The organism is Kribbella steppae (genome assembly GCF_004342025.1).
Taxonomy (GTDB): Bacteria; Actinomycetota; Actinomycetes; order Propionibacteriales; family Kribbellaceae; genus Kribbella; species Kribbella steppae.
Genome location: NZ_SLWN01000001.1, coordinates 585,179 through 602,086, shown reverse-complemented (window position 1 = coordinate 602,086; position 16,908 = coordinate 585,179). Strand labels below are relative to the sequence as shown.

At 68.2% G+C, this 16,908-nt stretch carries 17 protein-coding genes; 8 read left to right on the top strand and 9 right to left on the bottom strand.

Annotation, left to right across the window (positions count from 1 at the left end; all coding sequences use genetic code 11):
• Positions 1–35: 35 nt before the first annotated feature.
• Positions 36–236 (top strand): hypothetical protein, encoded by a 201-nt coding sequence (locus EV652_RS02705; RefSeq protein ID WP_132207315.1) that lies wholly within the window; start codon positions 36–38, stop codon positions 234–236.
• 80 nt (positions 237–316) lie between these two features.
• Here EV652_RS02705 and EV652_RS02700 read toward each other — a convergent pair whose 3' ends face one another.
• The 5 genes from EV652_RS02700 to EV652_RS43895 form a co-directional block, all read right to left on the bottom strand.
• On the bottom strand, positions 317–541 hold the full coding sequence (locus tag EV652_RS02700) for a DUF7218 family protein (RefSeq protein ID WP_132207314.1): 225 nt from the start codon (positions 539–541) through the stop codon (positions 317–319).
• Between the two features lie 36 nt (positions 542–577).
• Positions 578–928, bottom strand: a complete 351-nt coding sequence (locus EV652_RS02695; RefSeq protein WP_199238014.1) for a PRC-barrel domain-containing protein — start codon at positions 926–928, stop codon at positions 578–580.
• Positions 929–1,014: 86 nt separating this feature from the next.
• A complete protein-coding gene (locus EV652_RS43900; protein ID WP_158441077.1) occupies positions 1,015–1,191 on the bottom strand; it encodes a hypothetical protein in 177 nt (58 codons plus the stop codon).
• A 132-nt stretch (positions 1,192–1,323) separates the two neighbouring features.
• Positions 1,324–1,986 carry a uridine kinase family protein gene (locus tag EV652_RS02690; protein ID WP_199237966.1) on the bottom strand — a complete coding sequence of 221 codons (663 nt, stop codon included), beginning with the start codon at positions 1,984–1,986 and terminating at the stop codon, positions 1,324–1,326.
• 114 nt (positions 1,987–2,100) lie between these two features.
• Positions 2,101–2,262 (bottom strand): hypothetical protein, encoded by a 162-nt coding sequence (locus tag EV652_RS43895; RefSeq protein WP_158441076.1) that lies wholly within the window; start codon positions 2,260–2,262, stop codon positions 2,101–2,103.
• 95 nt (positions 2,263–2,357) lie between these two features.
• On the opposite strand from EV652_RS43895, the gene EV652_RS02685 reads away from it, so the two are divergent.
• The 3 genes from EV652_RS02685 (at position 2,358) to EV652_RS02675 (ending at position 8,136) form a co-directional block, all read left to right on the top strand.
• On the top strand, positions 2,358–4,673 hold the full coding sequence (locus EV652_RS02685) for a molybdopterin oxidoreductase family protein (RefSeq protein ID WP_199237965.1): 2,316 nt from the start codon (positions 2,358–2,360) through the stop codon (positions 4,671–4,673).
• Between the two features lies 1 nt (position 4,674).
• Entirely contained in the window at positions 4,675–5,133 is a 459-nt protein-coding gene (locus EV652_RS02680) for a hypothetical protein (RefSeq protein WP_132207312.1), read from the top strand.
• A 180-nt stretch (positions 5,134–5,313) separates the two neighbouring features.
• Positions 5,314–8,136 (top strand): helix-turn-helix transcriptional regulator, encoded by a 2,823-nt coding sequence (locus EV652_RS02675; protein ID WP_369409990.1) that lies wholly within the window; start codon positions 5,314–5,316, stop codon positions 8,134–8,136.
• Positions 8,137–8,146: 10 nt separating this feature from the next.
• On the opposite strand, the gene EV652_RS02670 is transcribed toward EV652_RS02675, so the two are convergent.
• The 4 genes from EV652_RS02670 to EV652_RS02655 all read right to left on the bottom strand — a co-directional run bounded on the left by EV652_RS02670 (position 8,147) and on the right by EV652_RS02655 (position 11,729).
• A complete protein-coding gene (locus EV652_RS02670) occupies positions 8,147–8,524 on the bottom strand; it encodes a PPOX class F420-dependent oxidoreductase (RefSeq protein ID WP_132207311.1) in 378 nt (125 codons plus the stop codon).
• Positions 8,525–8,534: 10 nt separating this feature from the next.
• Positions 8,535–9,455 (bottom strand): NAD-dependent epimerase/dehydratase family protein, encoded by a 921-nt coding sequence (locus EV652_RS02665; protein WP_132207310.1) that lies wholly within the window; start codon positions 9,453–9,455, stop codon positions 8,535–8,537.
• A gap of 87 nt (positions 9,456–9,542) precedes the next feature.
• Positions 9,543–10,778: an FAD-binding oxidoreductase gene (locus EV652_RS02660; protein WP_132207309.1), complete on the bottom strand. Its 1,236-nt coding sequence runs from the start codon at positions 10,776–10,778 to the stop codon at positions 9,543–9,545.
• A 54-nt stretch (positions 10,779–10,832) separates the two neighbouring features.
• Positions 10,833–11,729, bottom strand: a complete 897-nt coding sequence (locus EV652_RS02655) for a helix-turn-helix domain-containing protein (RefSeq protein WP_132207308.1) — start codon at positions 11,727–11,729, stop codon at positions 10,833–10,835.
• A gap of 109 nt (positions 11,730–11,838) precedes the next feature.
• On the opposite strand from EV652_RS02655, the gene EV652_RS02650 reads away from it, so the two are divergent.
• The 4 genes from EV652_RS02650 to EV652_RS02635 all read left to right on the top strand — a co-directional run bounded on the left by EV652_RS02650 (position 11,839) and on the right by EV652_RS02635 (position 16,907).
• On the top strand, positions 11,839–12,996 hold the full coding sequence (locus tag EV652_RS02650; protein WP_132207307.1) for an ROK family transcriptional regulator: 1,158 nt from the start codon (positions 11,839–11,841) through the stop codon (positions 12,994–12,996).
• A 56-nt stretch (positions 12,997–13,052) separates the two neighbouring features.
• A complete protein-coding gene (locus EV652_RS02645; protein WP_132207306.1) occupies positions 13,053–14,558 on the top strand; it encodes a DUF4832 domain-containing protein in 1,506 nt (501 codons plus the stop codon).
• A 193-nt stretch (positions 14,559–14,751) separates the two neighbouring features.
• Positions 14,752–15,687, top strand: coding sequence for a patatin-like phospholipase family protein (locus EV652_RS02640; RefSeq protein WP_132207305.1), 936 nt, complete (start codon positions 14,752–14,754; stop codon positions 15,685–15,687).
• Positions 15,684–16,907: a macrolide family glycosyltransferase gene (locus EV652_RS02635; RefSeq protein WP_132207304.1), complete on the top strand. Its 1,224-nt coding sequence runs from the start codon at positions 15,684–15,686 to the stop codon at positions 16,905–16,907. The genes EV652_RS02640 and EV652_RS02635 overlap by 4 nt, the downstream gene beginning before the upstream one ends.
• Position 16,908: the final 1 nt, after the last annotated feature.

Below are 16,908 nucleotides of genomic sequence, written 5' to 3'. Positions count from 1 at the left end.
CGGGTGGTTGATGGATCGCACTGACGGAGACGATCGTGATCACCGTTGGCGGAGTGGACACGTACTACGACTACGACGAGTGCCAGTGGAAGTATCGCCGGCTGGGTGGCGGCCCCGTTCGCCCCAAGCAGGCCGGCCCGATTGTGGACGACCAGCTGACCGAAGCCCGCGCCGAAGTCATCCCCTCGCCGGACTCCGACGAAGGTCGGCCGGATCTCCTGCACCGGGCGGGGTGATCGACTCGGCCCGGGCAGGGTTCTCACTGATGCCCCGTGGGATCGCCTGTGCGTCGGGCAGGTGGTCCCACGGGGTCGTGTCAGTTCTTCTTCGCGGCTGCCTTGCCGCCCTTGCGGCCGGCTTCCTTCTTCTGGGCGGTGGTGCCGCCTTGCTTGCTGCTGCCGCCCTTGCCGCTCTGTTTGCCGCCATGTTCGCTCGACTTCGGCGCGTTGGCGATCTTGGCGGCGCGCTCCTTGGACATCCCCTTGTCCTTGAGAGCCTCGTACTGCTTCTCGTTCTTGACGTTCGCCGACTTCCCTGGCATCTCTACCTCCTGGCCTGCGTTCGACGTCTCACCGACCTACCGGTAGGTCTCGCCGTAGTAGCCGCCGAGGCGAGTCCGGTAGTCGTCGTCGACGCCGGCGTCCTCGTCGTACTCGGGTGCGTCTTTGATCTGGTCCTTGGTGCGGTCGACGTAGACCTTGCCCTCATCAGTGTCGACGCGGTCTACTACGCCCGCCGGCAGCAGCACCTTGCGACCGAAGATCCACGGGCCGGTGTCGACGACCAGTCCTGAGGTGCCGGACTCGTAGGTGGCCTGGTCGACCTTGCCGATGTCTCCGTCGGTGGCCGCGATCTTGAATCCGACCAGATCCACGCCGGACGAGTAGCCACTGTCGTGCCGGTAGTTCCACGGATCGAACGCGCTCATGGTCATTGTTGATTCCGCCTTCCATTGCGTGCAGGGGTGGGGCGGTGTGCAGGGGGAGCCGACCTGAGGAATGTCAGGTCTGCCCTTCAGCCGAGTGGGTCGGCGTCTGGCCGGCCGGGCAAGTCCGGGTTGGGATCGAAGTCCGGCTCTCGGTCTGGCGCGGGTACGCCGTCCGGATCGACGGGTGCGCTGTCCGGATCGACGTCGGGCTCGGGGAACGGCCCAGTGGGATCGCCAGGATCCTGGGGGAACGGCGTCGACATAACGGGCCTCCTTTCGCCGGTCGAGGCCCCTGTACCCGCATCCATGTGCCCGCCAACCGGCCACCGTAAGGCACAGTTTGCTGACCGTTCGTTCTGCGTGAGCAAGGGTGAAGCCCCCGTGCCCAGGGGCGTTCAGGTGGGTAGCGGGGGAGCGATGAGGTTGGTGTGTGGCCGGGAGTGCGGGGAGGTGCCGGCGGTGATGATGGTTGCGCGTTGCCACGGGCGGTCGCGTTCGAGGAAGGGGACCTCGGCTGCCATCCACATGTGCCAGAACTCCACCGCCGCCTCCGCATCGCCGTTGACGCCGGAAGCGATGTCGCGGGCGATACCGAGCCGCTCTGCTTCGGCGTAGTCGGATTGGACCCAGACCAGGACATCAATGAGATCGGTGAGTTCGCGTCGGCCGGCGCCTACTCCCTCGACGATCACCGCTGTGAGTCCGGCCGGTACGTCGACAGCGCCGGGCCGCTCGTGGATCTGCCACGCCGGTGGGCGGTACGACACAGCTTCGCCGCGATGGAGAGGTTCGAGAACGCCGGTGGCCAGCAACTCCGTCCACTCGAACAGGGGTGCGTGCCAGGCAATGTCATCGACATGGACAACTGTCGACAGCGGGATGACGGTGGACAGCCGATCCGCGAGGGTCGATTTACCTGAGCCGCTGCGACCATCGATCGCCACGATGAGCGGCCGCCCTGTCGGCACCGCCGGGCCGCCGAGAATTCTCGACGCAAGCTCGGCCGAGCTCACCGCCTCCCAGGGCTCCGCGAGCGGCTCACCAGGGGCAGGCTTCATGAACACAACCGAAGTCTGCCGGATGGGCTGGCACACGTAACTAGAGCACCAACGATGAGCACACGAAGTGTCATCGTGCCCGTTGTGCTCGGCATCAGGTCTCTGAGGTCGGGGTCAGTTCTGGGGGAGTTGCTCGTCGGGGTTCTCGTCCGGGTCGATCTCGGGTTCGGGGTTCGGCGTGAGGTCCGGGTCGTCCTCTGGTCGGCCACGACCGGGGAACGGGCGGTCGGGGTCCAACGGGTCGGGCAACGGGGGGACCGCTGGTGTGGTGCTCATGGCAACTCCTCCTGTTAGGGGACCATCGAGTACCCCGGTCGAAGGCCTGGAAACGGATCGGATGATCGGCATCCCAGGCGGGTACCGGCGGGCTCATGGGTGATGTGCGAGATCGGGTAGCGGACGTCTGGGGCGACCGGACTCCGCACGCCAAGGACACCGCGTGGCCGGTCAGAGTCGATCAGGAGCTTTCGGTTGCCGAGGCAGAGGTCGAGAGGTGGGTGCAGTCGGCCTGTGTCCTGTGCAGCAACGGATGCGCGTGCGACATCGCCGTCAAGGACGGTCGGATGGTGGGTGTCCGCGGACGGGCGACCGATCGGATCAACCACGGCCGGCTCGGCCCCAAGGGTCTCTACGGTTCCTGGCAGTGGAGTGATGAAGACCGTCTGACGCAGCCATTGGTTCGCCGTGGTTCCGAGCTCGTCGAGACGAGTTGGGACGAGGCCATGGACCGGATCGTCGCCGAGTCGAAGAAGCGGCATCCGCTCCGCCACGGTTTCTACACCAGTGGTCAGCTGTTCCTCGAGGAGTACTACACCCTCGCGGTGATCGGGAAGGCTGGACTCGGTACGCCGCACATGGACGGCAACACGAGACTCTGCACGGCGACTGCTGCGGCCGCCCTGAAGGAGACCTTCGGCTCGGACGGCCAGCCCGGCACCTACAACGACATCGAAGCCTGCGATGCACTGTTCCTGTTCGGGCACAACATGGCGGCGACCCAAACGGTTCTGTGGTCGCGGGTGCTGGATCGCGTCCAAGGCCCCGACACACCCTTGGTCGTAGCTGTCGATCCACGGTCGACTCCGGTGGCCGAGATCGCGCGGCGGACCGGCGGGGTCCACTTGTCGCCACTGCCCGGCACGAACCAAGCACTGATGAACGGTCTGCTCCGAGAGTTGATCGAGCACGACTGGGTCGACCACGACTGGATCGGACGCCACACCATCGGGTACGACGACCTTGCGGCGACCGTCGCGCCGTACACGCCGGACAAGGTTGCCGAGATCTGTGGCGTGCCCGCTGACGCCATCCGTCGTACGGCGGAGATCTTCGGCACGTCCGACCGGGTTCTGTCCACGGTGCTCCAGGGCTTCTACCAATCGCATCAGGCGACCGCGGCGTCGTGCCAGGTGAACAATCTGCACCTGCTGCGTGGGCTGATCGGCCGCCCAGGCTGTGGTGTGCTCCAGATGAACGGCCAGCCCACGGCGGAGAACACGCGCGAGTGCGGCGCCGACGGCGACCTGCCCGGCTTCCGGAACTGGGCGAACCCCGCGCATATCGACGAGCTCGCGCGACTGTGGAACGTCGACCCGCTGGTGATCCCGCACTGGGCGCCGCCGACGCACGCGATGCAGCTGTGGCGGTACGTCGAACAGGGGTCGATCGATTTCCTCTGGATCTCGGCGACGAACCCGGCCGTCTCCCTTCCGGAGCTACCGAGGATCCGCGACATCCTGGCCAAGGACGACCTGTTCCTCGTGGTGCAGGACGGCTTCCTGACCGAGACCGCGCAGTACGCCGATGTGGTGCTGCCGGCCGCCTTGTGGGGCGAGAAACAAGGCACCTTCACGAACGCCAGCAGGACGGTCCACCTGTCCGAGCAGGCGGTCGACCCTCCGGGCCAGGCGCGCAGCGACCTCGCCATCTTCCTCGACTACGCCCACCGGATGGAGTTCCGCGACAAGGACGATCGCCCGCTGATCCGGTGGTCGACGCCCGAAGAGGTATTCGAGGCGTGGAAGGAGTGCAGCCGCGGGCGTCCCTGCGACTATTCCGGACTGACGTACGACGTACTGCGCGGTGGCAGCGGCATTCCCTGGCCCTGTACGACGGACGCGCCGGACGGCACCGATCGGCTCTACTCGGACTGGGTCTTCCCGACCGAGCCGGACGTCTGCGAGGACTACGGTCACGACCTGCTCACCGGAGCATCGACCACGCCAGACAAGTACAAGGCCACTGCTCCGGGCGGACGCGCCTTTCTCAAGGCGGCCGAGTACACGGCAGCGCCGGAGCACCCGACGGACGAGTTCCCGCTGATCGCGACGACCGGGCGCTCGCCGTACCACTTCCACACGAGAACGAAGACCGGACGCGCGCCTCGCCTGCGCGCGGCCGAACCGAAGGTCTGGGTGGAACTGTCGAAGCCGGATGCCGAAGGTCTCGGCCTCCACGAGGGCGAGCGAGCCGTCGTCGAGTCCAGACGGGGCCAGGTGGAAGCCGAGGTCAGGATCGGCGAGCCTCGCGAAGGAGTCGTATTCCTGCCCTTCCATTTCGGCTACTGGGACAACGAGAGCGGACCGCCCAGCGCCGCCAACGAGCTGACCGTGACCGAGTGGGACCCGGTCTCCAAGCAGCCGATGTTCAAGGTTTCGGCAGTGCGCGTCCGGAAGACAGGTGAATGACATGCACCTGGCCACCTACCTCGGCCTTCTGCATCATGCCGAGCACACCCTCGGGAGCGCCTTCGAAGAGGTCGGTTCGAAGCATCGCGACGAGCCCGATGTCGAGCACACCTGCCAGGCATTGTCCGGCCAGGCCTTCAGTCACGAGGAGCGGCTCACGCCGTTCGTCGAGCGGTACGGCGAGCAGCGTGAGACGGAGCCGGAGCGGCTGAAGGCGGCCGAGTTCAGCGGCGCCCGATCGGGCGGAGTCGGGCTGCTGCGCGACCTACAGGACCTCTACAGCCTGGCGTCGTTCGTGGACATCACCTGGACCGTGGTCGGCCAGGCCGCGCAGGGCTTACGCGATCGCGACCTGCTGGACACGGTCTCCGCCTGCCAGTCGCAAACGGCTACCCAGCTCGCCTGGCTGCAGACCCGCATCAAACAGGCAGCCCCACAGGCTCTCATCGCAGCTCGCTGAAACGCGGCTCCAGCATGCAGGCGATCACCCGCTCTGCTGCTCCGGGCCGCTGTACCGCGTGGGTGGGTCTGTGCTCATTGTCTGCCTCCCCTTGTCCGGCACGCTGGTGGAGACCCGGCCCAGGTTCTGGGTGGTCGCATTGCTCAACGAAGGTCACTCGAAGCACCGTGCTCATGGCTGGTGGTACATCCGGCATCGGCGGGCTATCGACCGGGGCGCGGTCGGAGTTACCCTCGATCGGTGACGCCCAGCCGTTCAAGCGCCGGGTTGATTGGGCGGCGAAACGAGTGTCAGGCCCTTGACGACCTCTTGGAGGGCGCGAGGGCCGGCCGCAGCGCTGCCTTGGTCCTGCGTGGCGAGGCAGGGATCGGGAAGACCGAGCTTCTGAAGTATCTGCTCGAGCAATCAAGCGGCAGCCGCGTCGTGAGGGCTGCCGGCGTCCAGTCCGAGATGGAGCTGTCCTACGCCGGCCTGCATCAGCTCTGTGCCCCACTGCTCGCCGGAGTGGACCACCTCCCCGGGCCGCAACGAGACGCGCTCGCCACGGCGTTCGGTCTGCGCACCGGGGTTGCTCCTGACCGCTTCCTCGTCGGCCTGGCCGTTCTGAGCCTCCTCGCGGACGCCGGCGGGAACCAGCCGCTGATCTGCCTCATCGACGACGCGCAGTGGCTTGATCAAGCATCGGCACTGACCTTGGCGTTCGTCGCCCGCCGGCTGCACGCGGAATCGGTCGTGCTTGTCTTCGCCGTCCGCGAACCCCCACCCGACGAGACTCTCGCCGGCCTCACCGAGTTGCCCGTCGAGGGGCTGCCTGAGCGCGACTCCCGAACCCTCCTCGACTCGGTCGTCACCGGTCCGCTCGACCAGCGGGTGCGCGACCGCATCATCGCCGAGTCGCGCGGTAACCCGCTGGCACTGCTCGAGCTGCCCCGCGGGAGGATCGCAGCAGAGCTGGCCGGCGGCTTCGGGCATCCGGAGGCGCGGCCGTTGTCGAGCCAGATCGAGCGGGAATTCCTCCGCCGCGTCGAGTCGCTCCCGGCCGAAACCCGACGCCTGATGTTCACCGCAGCCGCCGATCCGGTCGGCGACGCGCGGTTGCTGAAGCGGGCGGCCGAACGGTTGGGTATCGACGTGGACGCCGCCGCGTCCGAGGCCTCTGAGCTGATGACTCTGCACACTGACGTGCGCTTCCGGCATCCGCTGGTGCGCTCGGCGGTGTATCGGGTGGCATCCCTGACGGACCGCCAGAGTGCACATCGAGCGCTGGCGGCGTCGATCGACGCTGACCTCGATCCCGATCGCCGCGCATGGCATCTGGCGCAGGCCGCACCAGGTCCCGACGAGGACGTCGCCGTGGAGCTCGAGCGTTCGGCAGAGCGGGCCAGGGCTCGCGGCGGCATCGCGGCGGTGGCCGCGTTCCTCGAGCGCGCGTCCGAGCTGACGCATGATCCCGCCCGCCGCTCACAGCGCGCAGTGGACGCTGCCCAAGCGAAGTTCCAGGCCGGGGCTTTCGAGCCGGCGGCCGCTCTCCTCGCAACGGCGAGGGCCGGACCGCCCGACGAGCTCACCCGTGCACGCATCGACGTACTGCATGCCGGGATCGCGTTCACGCAGGGCCGCGGAACGGAGGCTCCGCCGCTGCTGCTCGCCGCCGCCCGTCGACTCGAGCAGCTCGACGTGGCGGCCGCTCGGGAGACCTACCTGGAAGCGGTCGCGGCGGTCATCTTCGCGGGTCATCTGGCGCGCAGCCCAGGGTGGCAGGAGGTGGGCGAGGCAGCGCGCGGAGCGCCGCGGCCGCAGGTGCCGCGTGCGACCGACGAACTGCTGGATGCCCTTGCTGTGCGTCTCATGGACGGCTACGGGCCGTCGGTGCCGATGATCGAGCGAGTTCTCGGGGCGTTCAGTGACGGGGACGTCCCTGTCCAGGAGTCGCTGCGCTGGCTCTTGCTTGCCGGGGTCATCGCGGCGGATCTGTGGGACCTCGAGCGCTGGAACCTGGTCGCGGCCCGGCACGTGACCATCATCCGTGAGGCCGGTGCGCTCAGCGAGCTTCCCCTTGCACTCGACTCGTCCGCCGTCGTCCATGTCTTCGCCGGGGAGCTTGCGGCGGCGGAGTCCGTGATCGAAGAGGTGAGAACGGTGAGTGCGGCCATCGGGAGCAATCAGCCGCCCTTCGGGGCGCTGGCCTTGGCTGCCGTTCGTGGTCACGAGCGCGAGGCACGAATGCTGATCGACGCCACCGTCAGCGAGGGCACGCAGTACGGCCAGGGGCTCGGGGTTACCGTCGCACACTGCCACCATGCGGTTCTCTGCAACGGCCTCGCCCGCTACGAGGAGGCAATGACCGCGGCCCAAGCGGCAGCCGAACACCAGCAGGAGTTCGGCGCGCCGCGCTGGGCCTTGGCCGAGCTGGTCGAGGCAGCCGCACGAAGCGGTGCCTCGGAGCTGGCGTTCGGCGCGCTCGAGCAGCTCTCGGAGACGACACAGGTCAGCGGCACCGACTGGGCGCTCGGTGTCGAGGCGTACTCGCGTGCGCTGCTGAGCGAGGGCGACGCCGCGGAGAGCCTCTACCGTGAGGCGATCGAACGGCTGTCCCGGACTCGAGTCCGCGTCAACCTGGCGCGCGCGCATCTCTTGTACGGCGAGTGGCTGGTCCAGGAGAACCGTCGCGTCGACGCTCGTGCGCAGCTGGACGTCTCGCACGAGATGCTGAGCCGGTTCGGGGCCGACGCGTTCGCCGAACGGGCGCGCCGTGCGTTGCAGGCCGTGGGAGCGAAGGTGGGAAAGCGGACCGTCACGACGTCGACCGCCCTCACTGCTCAGGAGGCACAGATCGCACGTCTCGCCGGCGACGGGCTCACCAACACCGAGATCGGCGCCAGGCTGTTTCTCAGCCACCACACGGTCGAGTGGCACCTCCGTAAGGTGTTCTCGAAGCTCGGCATCGCCTCCCGCAGAGAGATACCCAGCATGCTGCCCCAGGGCGCGGCGACCTCGGCCTAGTGCCGGCGGCTCACATGCCGACCTTCTGGTGCTCGGGCTCGACGACGAGCACCATTCGTTCCTGGTCGCGTGGATAGCGCAGATCGATGTACTTCGCGACCAGTCGGTCGATGATCTCCCACGCCTCGTCGCCCTCGATCCATTCCACCACCCGCCCGCGGACGACGGGCTGGAACGGGTTGTCGACGGGCACGATTGACAGCATGAGTCGTGGGTCGCGGCGCAGGTTGCGCGCCTTGCGCGTCCCCGGACCGGTGAAGAAGACGATCTGGTCGCCGCGGGCGCCCACGTAGACCGGGGTGCTGTGGGGCGAGCCGTCCGGGAGGACGGTGGCGACGTGCGCGTACGAGGGGGTGTCGAGGACATCGCGAACGACGGGGTCAAGCATGGTTGCTCCTTCAGCGGGGATTGTCGGCGCGCCACGCGACGTAGTCGGCGACCGCCGTGGCAACGTCGAACTCCGGCGTGAAGCCGGTGTCGTCGATGAGCCGGCTGATGTCGAGATAGGGGTCGTCGCCGGGACCGTCCGCGCGTCCGGGCAGGAGGTCGAGCTGAAGGCCCGGGGTGATCGCCTGCAGCGCCTCCGCGAGTTCGCGGTTGGTGGCCGGCCGGCCGCTGGAGACGTTGTACGTGTCGTGCCGCAGGGTTTCCGCGGTCATCAGCAGCGCGATCGCGCGTCCGGCGTCCGGTGCGTAGCAGGAGTCGCCGCCGTCATCGGCGTACCGGGGCTGTGGCTTGTCACCGCGGAGTACAGCACTGATGTACGGCGGGGTGGAGTTGAACGGCGATTCTGGGTCCATCAGCGGTCCCCAGGTGCTCCCGATCCGAAGGACGACCGGCTGGACATCGGTGGCCTGCAGGCTGTGTGTGGTCAGCGGCTCCACGGCCTTCTTGAGCGCGACGATCGGGTTCGGCAGGTCCGCGGTCGGCAGCGCGAGCCCTTCGTGCCAAGGAATCTCGGTCCGGCCGATGTAGTTGCCGAGGCTGCTGGCTACGGCGAACCGGCGGACACCCCAGGTGCGTGCGGCGTCCAGGGCGTTGAGCAGACCGGTCAGGTCGGTGCGGAAGAACGCGACCGGGTCGTCGCCGGGAATGCTGCCGGCCAGGTGGACGATGTCGCTGATCTCATGACGTTTGCCCAGGGCAAGGAACGCGTCCCGGTCGGTGACGTCCAGGGACTCCACGGTGACCTTGCCGGCCAGGAACGACGGGACCTCACCGCTGCGGTGTGAGGTGACGACGACCTCGTGGCCGAGATCGACGAGTGCGCGGGCGGTGTAGGCGCCGATCATGCCGAGCCCACCGGTGACCAGAATCATCGGACCACCTCGTAGTCGACCGAGACGGAGTGGACACACACGGCGTCGCTCATGACTCTCCTTGCTTTGTGATCAGAGTGCTTGGGGTCAGAGTGATTGAGGGAAGGCGAAGAACCGTCCTGGGTCGTAGGCGTTCTTCACGGCTCTCAACCGGGGTTCGTTACCTGCGTGGTACGCCGCGGGTCCGTCGACCAGCGCCGGGTCGGGGAAGTTCGGGTAGACGTGTCCGCTGGCGTCGGCGTGGGCGGTCACCCAGGAGGCGTCGACCCAGGGGTCGCCCGCCGCGGCGACGTGCTCGAGCAGGAAGCGTTCGTTGCGGTGGGCGAACGCGGTCGCCTCAGCGGGGACCCGGTTGTAGGCGCCACCCATCGCGGTGAAGGAGAGCTGCCGCCGGCCCGCCGCCCGGTCCGCGCGGAGCTGGTCCAGCAGCGAGGCGAGGACGAGGTCGGACATCGAGTGCGCGAAGAACTCCGACCGGATCCGGAGGGCGTGGTGGTCCGGCACGTCGCGCGGGTCGGCGACGCTGCTCTTCAGGTCGCGCAGCGGCAGGCCACCGCGCAGCTCGAAGGGAACAGCCGTCCCGATCAGATCGCTGAGCTCCTGCAGCAGATCGCGGGACGGGCCTTCCTCGAGCAGACAGGCACCGAGCACAGACGCCTGTACGGGTCCACCGGGCTCGGATGCGATCGCGAGATTGACCGTGAGCTCGTCGGGTGTATCGGGTGCCCAGGCTTGCCAGGCCGCGACCAGCTCTTCCACATCGCGAGCAACCCAGTTCGCTTCGATCCGAGTGGTGACTGGCTGCGGGACGGTGTCGAACCGCAACGACGTCACCACCCCGAACTGACCGCCGCCCGCACCACGCAAGGCCCAGAACAGGTCGGGCTCGTGATCGGTGTCGCAGTCCACGACGCTGCCGTCGGCGAGCACGACCTGTGCTCCGACTAGACGATCGGAGGTCAGCCCGTACTTGCGCCCGATCAGACCGATCCCACCACCAAGGGTCAGGCCGGCGACGCCGACCGTGGGACCGCAACCGGCCGGCAGACCACGGCCGTGCGCGTGCAGCTCGGCGTACACCTGGGCGAGCAGGGCGCCCGCGCCGATCGTGGCGATCCCGTCGGCAGCCACCGAGATGCTGTCGAGGCCGGTCATGTCGAGTACGACGCCGTCGGTCGAGGACCGGCGGGCGAAACAGTGCCCGCCGCCGCGCGCCACCAGGTGCTCGCCGGTCGCGCCTGCATCCTTGATCACGGCAACGACATCCGTGACCGAGCGGCAGTGCACCACGAGTCGGGGTTGGGTTTCGATCGTGTCCGGCATGTGTTCGAGACTATTAGCGGCGTACCGCCCGGATCTTGAACAAAACGTGCACGCTCAGACCCGCACGGGCGGGCCGCCACGGGTGGCGAGGAAGGGCTGGTACGACCCGGAGTGGTCGTGCTCGCGCGCGCAGCGGTCGAGGTTGACCTCGAGGAGTTGACCGGGGGTGAGACCGCTCAGGCGGAGGCACTCGCGGTTGAGGTGCGCCTGGTCGGCGTACCCGACGTCGAGCGCGAGGCCCGCGACACCCTCGGTGCCCCGCCGGTCGGAAGGCGTCGCACTGGACGGCGTCGCACTCGCCTGGGCGAGGGCGAGAAAGCCCTGGAAGCGCAACGTCCGCTGGAGAACCTTGGGAGTCGTGCCCACCGTGTGCAGACAGCGGCGTCGGAGCTGGCTCCCGGAGAGGGCCAGGTGCGTGGCGAGGTTGTCGATGTTGATCGGATGCCAGGGCATCAGGGCGCGGACGGCCTCGTTCACCAGCGCATCCAGGCGAGCCGTGGTGCGGAACTCGTTCAGGAGATGGGCTTGCAGATAGGTCAGTGCCCGTTCGGGCGTCGTCGCCTGAGCCATCGCTTCTACGAGCCGGTCTGTCGTGTGTCCCCACAGGTCGGTCAGGCTCACCTGCTGGTCCACGAGGTCGTCGAGCATGGCCGGCAGCGGTGGCGCCGTCCCGGGGTGGAAGCGCACGCCGACGAGGGTGGTGTTCGCCGGGATGATCTCGATCGTCGGCCCGGTCAGCGGGCCGAGCAACTGCGGCCGGCCGCCGATCGGGAAGTGGATCTCGACTCCACCGGTGGGCAGATGCCGGTGCACGTGATCGGTCGGTCCGGTGCGCTGGATCCACACCGTCCGGACCACTCCTGCCAGTCCAGGGACCGGCAGCCGTTCGCGATAGGACTCCACGGCCACCACACTCGCACTGAAGCGTTCCGGCGGAATCGTGTCAAGCATGTCGACCACGGTCGAAGAGTCCATGGCCGCTCGAGAAGGTGTGGTGTGTTGATAGTTATTCAGGAGTCCCTCATTATGTGATCGACTGCAGCGAACTCCGGGGGTCGCGATGACTGATGCGCCGAGCGGTGGTGATCTCTCGCGGCTGCGGCAGCTCAACGCCCTTGGGGTGTTGCGGGTTCTGCGGGACGAGAAGCCGCTGACGTTGACGGAGCTGGCGAAGCGGACCGGGTTGTCGAGGGCTTCGACCGAGGATGTCGCTCGCGAGCTGCTGGCGCGTGGCTGGGTGACCGAGCTCGCCCCGGCGGCGGGCACCGTCGGGCGGCCGGCTCGTCGTTACCGCTTTCGCGCCGACGCCGGCCGGATCCTCGGGGTCGACGTCGGCGGCCACAAGATCCTTGCCATGGTCACCGATCTCGAGGGCGTCGTCCTGCACCAGACCCGCGTCGCGGTGAGCCCGCGGATCGGGCGCCGGGAACGCCTCGCAACACTCGACGACTGTGTCACCACGACGCTCGCCGCAGCCGGCGTCAGTCCCGCTCAGATCTGGTCGACGGGAGTCGCCACCACCGGACTCGTCGACGGCACCGGCAAGGTGATGCTGTCCGACTCACTGCCGGAGTGGACCGGTGTCGACCTGGCCGCGCATCTTCGCCGGCTGGTGCCCGGGCCGGTCCGGGTGGAGAACGACTGCAAGCTGGCCGCGCTCGCGGAGTCCTGGCGCGGTGTCGCGCGGTACGCCCGGAACGTGGTGTTCCTGCTGGCCGGCCTGCGGACCGGTGCCGGTCTGATCATCGACGGCAAGCTGCACCGAGGTTTCTCCAACGCCGCCGGGGAGATCGGCGCGTTGCCGGCGGCCGGATGGCTGCGGGCCCCGCAGCACCTGCACGACTGGCTGGGTGCCGGCGACGACGTGGAACGCGTTTTCCTCGCCGCCCGGGACGAGAACCGGGCGGCGATCCGGGCGGTCCGCGGGTACGTTCGCGACATCGCGGTCGGGGCGTCGGCGCTGGTCCTCACCCTCGATCCGGAGCTGGTGGTGATCGGTGGCGGCTTCTCCCGTTCCGCCGACGTGCTGGTCGAGCCGCTGCGCCGTGAGCTCGATCGCTGGTGCCTGCGGACTCCGGAGATCAGGGTGTCGGAATTCGGTGACGAGGGAGTGACGCTCGGTGCCGTCCGGCTCGCCCTCGAGGAGGTCGAGGCCACGGTGTACGACGGGGATCGGCCCGTCGCTCGTGGACAGGACGCGGCCGAGCTCTTGACATAGTTTCCCTGGAGTCCATGATTATTCCCAGGTCGCAGGACGCCCCAGGAGGACCGATCATGAGACGGCTCGTCACGCTCGTTGCTCTCGTCAGTCTGCTGTTCGCGCCACAGGCCGCGGCGGCCCAGGGGAACGGGTCGGAGACGACCCGCAGCTATCCGCCGACCGATGCCGTGCTCGCGAACCAGGAGCGTGGCTTCTACCACCACACCGAGACGCACTACCGCGCGGACGGCTCGGGCTACTTGCCGCTCAACGTCGCGACCCTGCGCGGCTTCCGGACCCAGGAGAACATCACGCAGATCCTCCGCGTGTTCTACCTGGAGAAGTTCGCCGGCCAGGACAGCCTCGACCCGGCGTACCTCGATCTGGTCCGGGCCGACTTCCAGACGATCCGTGCCGCCGGTGTGAAGGCGATCGTCCGGTTCGCCTACGCCCAGCCGCCCGGCTGGCCGCCCACCATCCCGTACGGCGACGCACCGGTCGCGCGCGTCCTCAAGCACATCGCCCAGCTGACGCCGATCCTGCGGGAGAACGCCGATGTGATCGCGGTAGTGCAGTCCGGCTTCGTCGGCCTGTGGGGTGAGGGGTACTACACCGACCACTTCGCCGACCCCCAGGACCCGAGCATCGTCACGGATCAGAACTGGGCGGACCGCCGAGCGGTGATCATGGGCTTGCTGAAGGCGCTCCCGAAGGACCGGATGATCCAGGTGCGTACGCCGTACATGAAGCAGCGCATGCTCGGCGTACCGACCGGGGCGGAGGGCGGACTCACCGCGGACCAGGCGTACAACGGGACGCCGGTGGCGCGGGTCGGTCATCACAACGACTGCTTCCTGGCCAGCCCGGACGACTTCGGGACCTACCTCAGCGACCCGATCGAGCTCGACAAGGATTTCGTTGCCCAGGACACCAACTACGTGCCCGAGGGTGGTGAGACCTGCGCGGTCAACCCACCGAGGTCGGAATGGGACTCGGCATCCGCGGAGATGGCGAGGCTGCACTTCTCGTACCTGAACACCGACTACAACCAGGACGTGCTGGACAGTTGGGGCGACAACATCACCATCGCCAAGCAGAAGCTCGGCTACCGGTTCGCGCTGGAGCAGAGCACGTTGACGAACGCCACCATGCCGAGCGGCACCGTCGAGGTCGACCTGAGGATCCGCAACGACGGTTGGGCCGCGCCCTACAACCCGCGTCAGGTCCAGTTGATCTTCCAAGGTGACAAGCGCAGCTACCGGGTGAATCTGCCGGCCGACCCGCGGTTCTGGGGCGCCGGCACGACCACCACACTCGACCGGCAGGTCTGCGCACCGGCCGTGCCGGGCCAATATCGCCTGCTGCTCAACCTCGCCGATCCGGCGCCCCGCTTGCAGTCCCAGGACCGGCTGCCGGGTTCCACCGAAACCTACAACTCGGCGTACGCGATCCAGCTCGCCAACGCGGGCACCTGGCAGGCCGCGACCGGCTACAACGATCTCGGCCACACTCTGACGGTCACCCCGCAACACAGCAGCGGCTCCTGCGGCAACCTCCCGAAACCGCAGCTCATCGGCTGAGACTCCGCCTCAGCGGCTGAGGCTCCGCATCGGCGTCGCTGGCGCCGATGCGGAATGCCTTCGTCAGGAACCCGCGGTAGACGCTTGGCGTCCCTTCAGTGATTCGTGACCTGCCTTGGCTGTCACAGCCGAGGTGGCTGGCCTGTCCTCATTGGTGAGTGACCGATCCGAGGCGGCCAGGAAGGTGTGAATCATGACGGGCGAAAACGTGACGCGTCCGGTGCCGTCAAGTCAGCCCACAAAGGGCTTGGGTGCCCTTCCCCGTCCCGTGGCCGTGGCGGTGGGCGGCGGGGGAGTCCTCGGAGCGGCGCATGTCGGTGTCGGGTACGCGCTGGAGCATCGGAAGTTCGTCCCGGACCTGATCGTCGGAACCTCGGTGGGCGCCCTCACGGGGGCGATCGCGGCCGCCCATCCCGACCGGGCCGCGCCGTGGCTGGACCAGGTGTGGACCAACTTGCGTCGCCGTGACGTGTTCCCGCTCGGCTACCTGTCCTCACGGGCCAGCGTCTTCACCGATCGCGGCCTGCGCCGGCTGATCGCTCGGTCCGGGCTGCCGTCGCGGATCGAGCAGTTGCCGGTCCCGTTCACCGCGGTGGCCATGGACCTGGTCACCGGCGCTGAGGTAGGGCTCGACCACGGCGACCTCGAGTCCGCGTTGCTGGCGAGCGCGGCCATTCCGGGCGCCTTGCCGCCGGTGGTTCGCGACGGTCGGACGCTCGTCGACGGTGGACTGATCGCCTATGTACCGGTCCGGGCGGCCGAGCGGGCCGGTGCGGCCAGCGTGGTGGTGCTGTCGACCGGTCCGTCGAGCTGGCCGGTGCGTCCGACTCTCCCTCGCCGGCGTCCAGGTGCGATCGCCTCCAGGGCCGCCGTACTGCAGGTGCACCATCAGATCGAGGGCGACCTGCACGACGTGGCCCAGCGCATTCCGACTGTGGTGCTGCCGACCGGCGTCGATGAATGGCCCGCGCCCTGGGACTTCGGCCACTCGCAGCGGCTGATCAGCACCGCGTCCGTCACGGCGGGGCACTTTCTCGACCGGCTGCACATCAGTGGGGCCGGACTGTATCGAGCCGACGATCATGCTCCGACGTCGGCAGACCTATCCCGATCGGGGGTCGCATTGTGAGTACCGTCGCGTTCCTCAACATCGGCATGCACGGTCGGGTCAACCCGACGCTGCCGGTGGTGGCCGAGCTTGTTCGACGTGGCCACTCGGTCACCTACCACACCTCGCCCGCCTTCCGTGCGGAGATCGAGGCCGCCGGTGCGACCGTGTACCTCTACTCCGGCGGTGGGCAGCCGCTGCCCGATCCGCCGACACCGATCGCGTTGCTGGCGGGACTCGCGCGTACCGCCGTACAGGTGCTGCCCGCTGTGCTCACCGATCTGCGCGGCGTTCGGCCAGACCTGGTCGTCCATGACGCCGCCTGTTTGTGGGGAGCAGTCGCTGCCCGTGAACTCGGAGTGCCGGCGGCGTCGTCGTTCACCACGTTCGCGTTCAACCGGCAGGTGCCCAGTCCCACCGGCGCTTCGAAGGAGTTGCTGCTGGCGGCGGCGACTCAACCCGGCATCATCCAGGGCTATCTGCAGGCGCGCTGGGAGTTGCACCGCCGCTTCGACGCACGGCGGTTGCCAGTGGTGGATCTGGGCAACATCCGCCAGCCACTCAATCTCGTCTACACCTCGCGGACGTTCCAGCCGGGTGTCGAGGAACTCGATCAGTCCTATCGGTTCATCGGCCCGAGCATCGGCGCCCGCCCGCCCGACCCGTCGTTCCCTACCGATCAGTTGCGGGACCCGGTGCTGTACGTCTCGCTGGGCACCGTGTTCAAGGCCGCTCCGCAGCTGCTGCGCACAATCGCCAAGGCGCTCGCACCGCTGGGCGGCACAGTGGTCGTCGCGACCGGTCAGACCGATCCCGTCGCGCTGGCTCCGCTGCCGGCCAACGTGCTCGTACGACGCTCTGTGCCACAACCGGACGTGTTGGCGCGGGCGGCCATGTTCGTCACCCATGGCGGGATGAACAGCGTCAACGAGGCGATGTACGCCGGGGTGCCGATGCTGGTGGTTCCGCAGGGCGCGGACCAGCCGTTGGTGGCCGGTCGCGTCGTCGAACTGGGAGCGGGCCTGTCCATCCGCACCGAGGACGTGGGGGAGGAGTCCGTGCGGACCCTCGCCTGGAGACTGCTGGACGACTCCCGGTTCCTCGAGGCTGCGACCACGCTTCAGGCCGCCCAGCGCGAGGCGGGCGGTTTCCTGCGTGCCGCTGACGAACTCGAGCTCTACCTGAAGACGACTGGTTCGATCGATCAGTCGGCTCGCGTCGATCCCTCACAGGGAGGCTGAT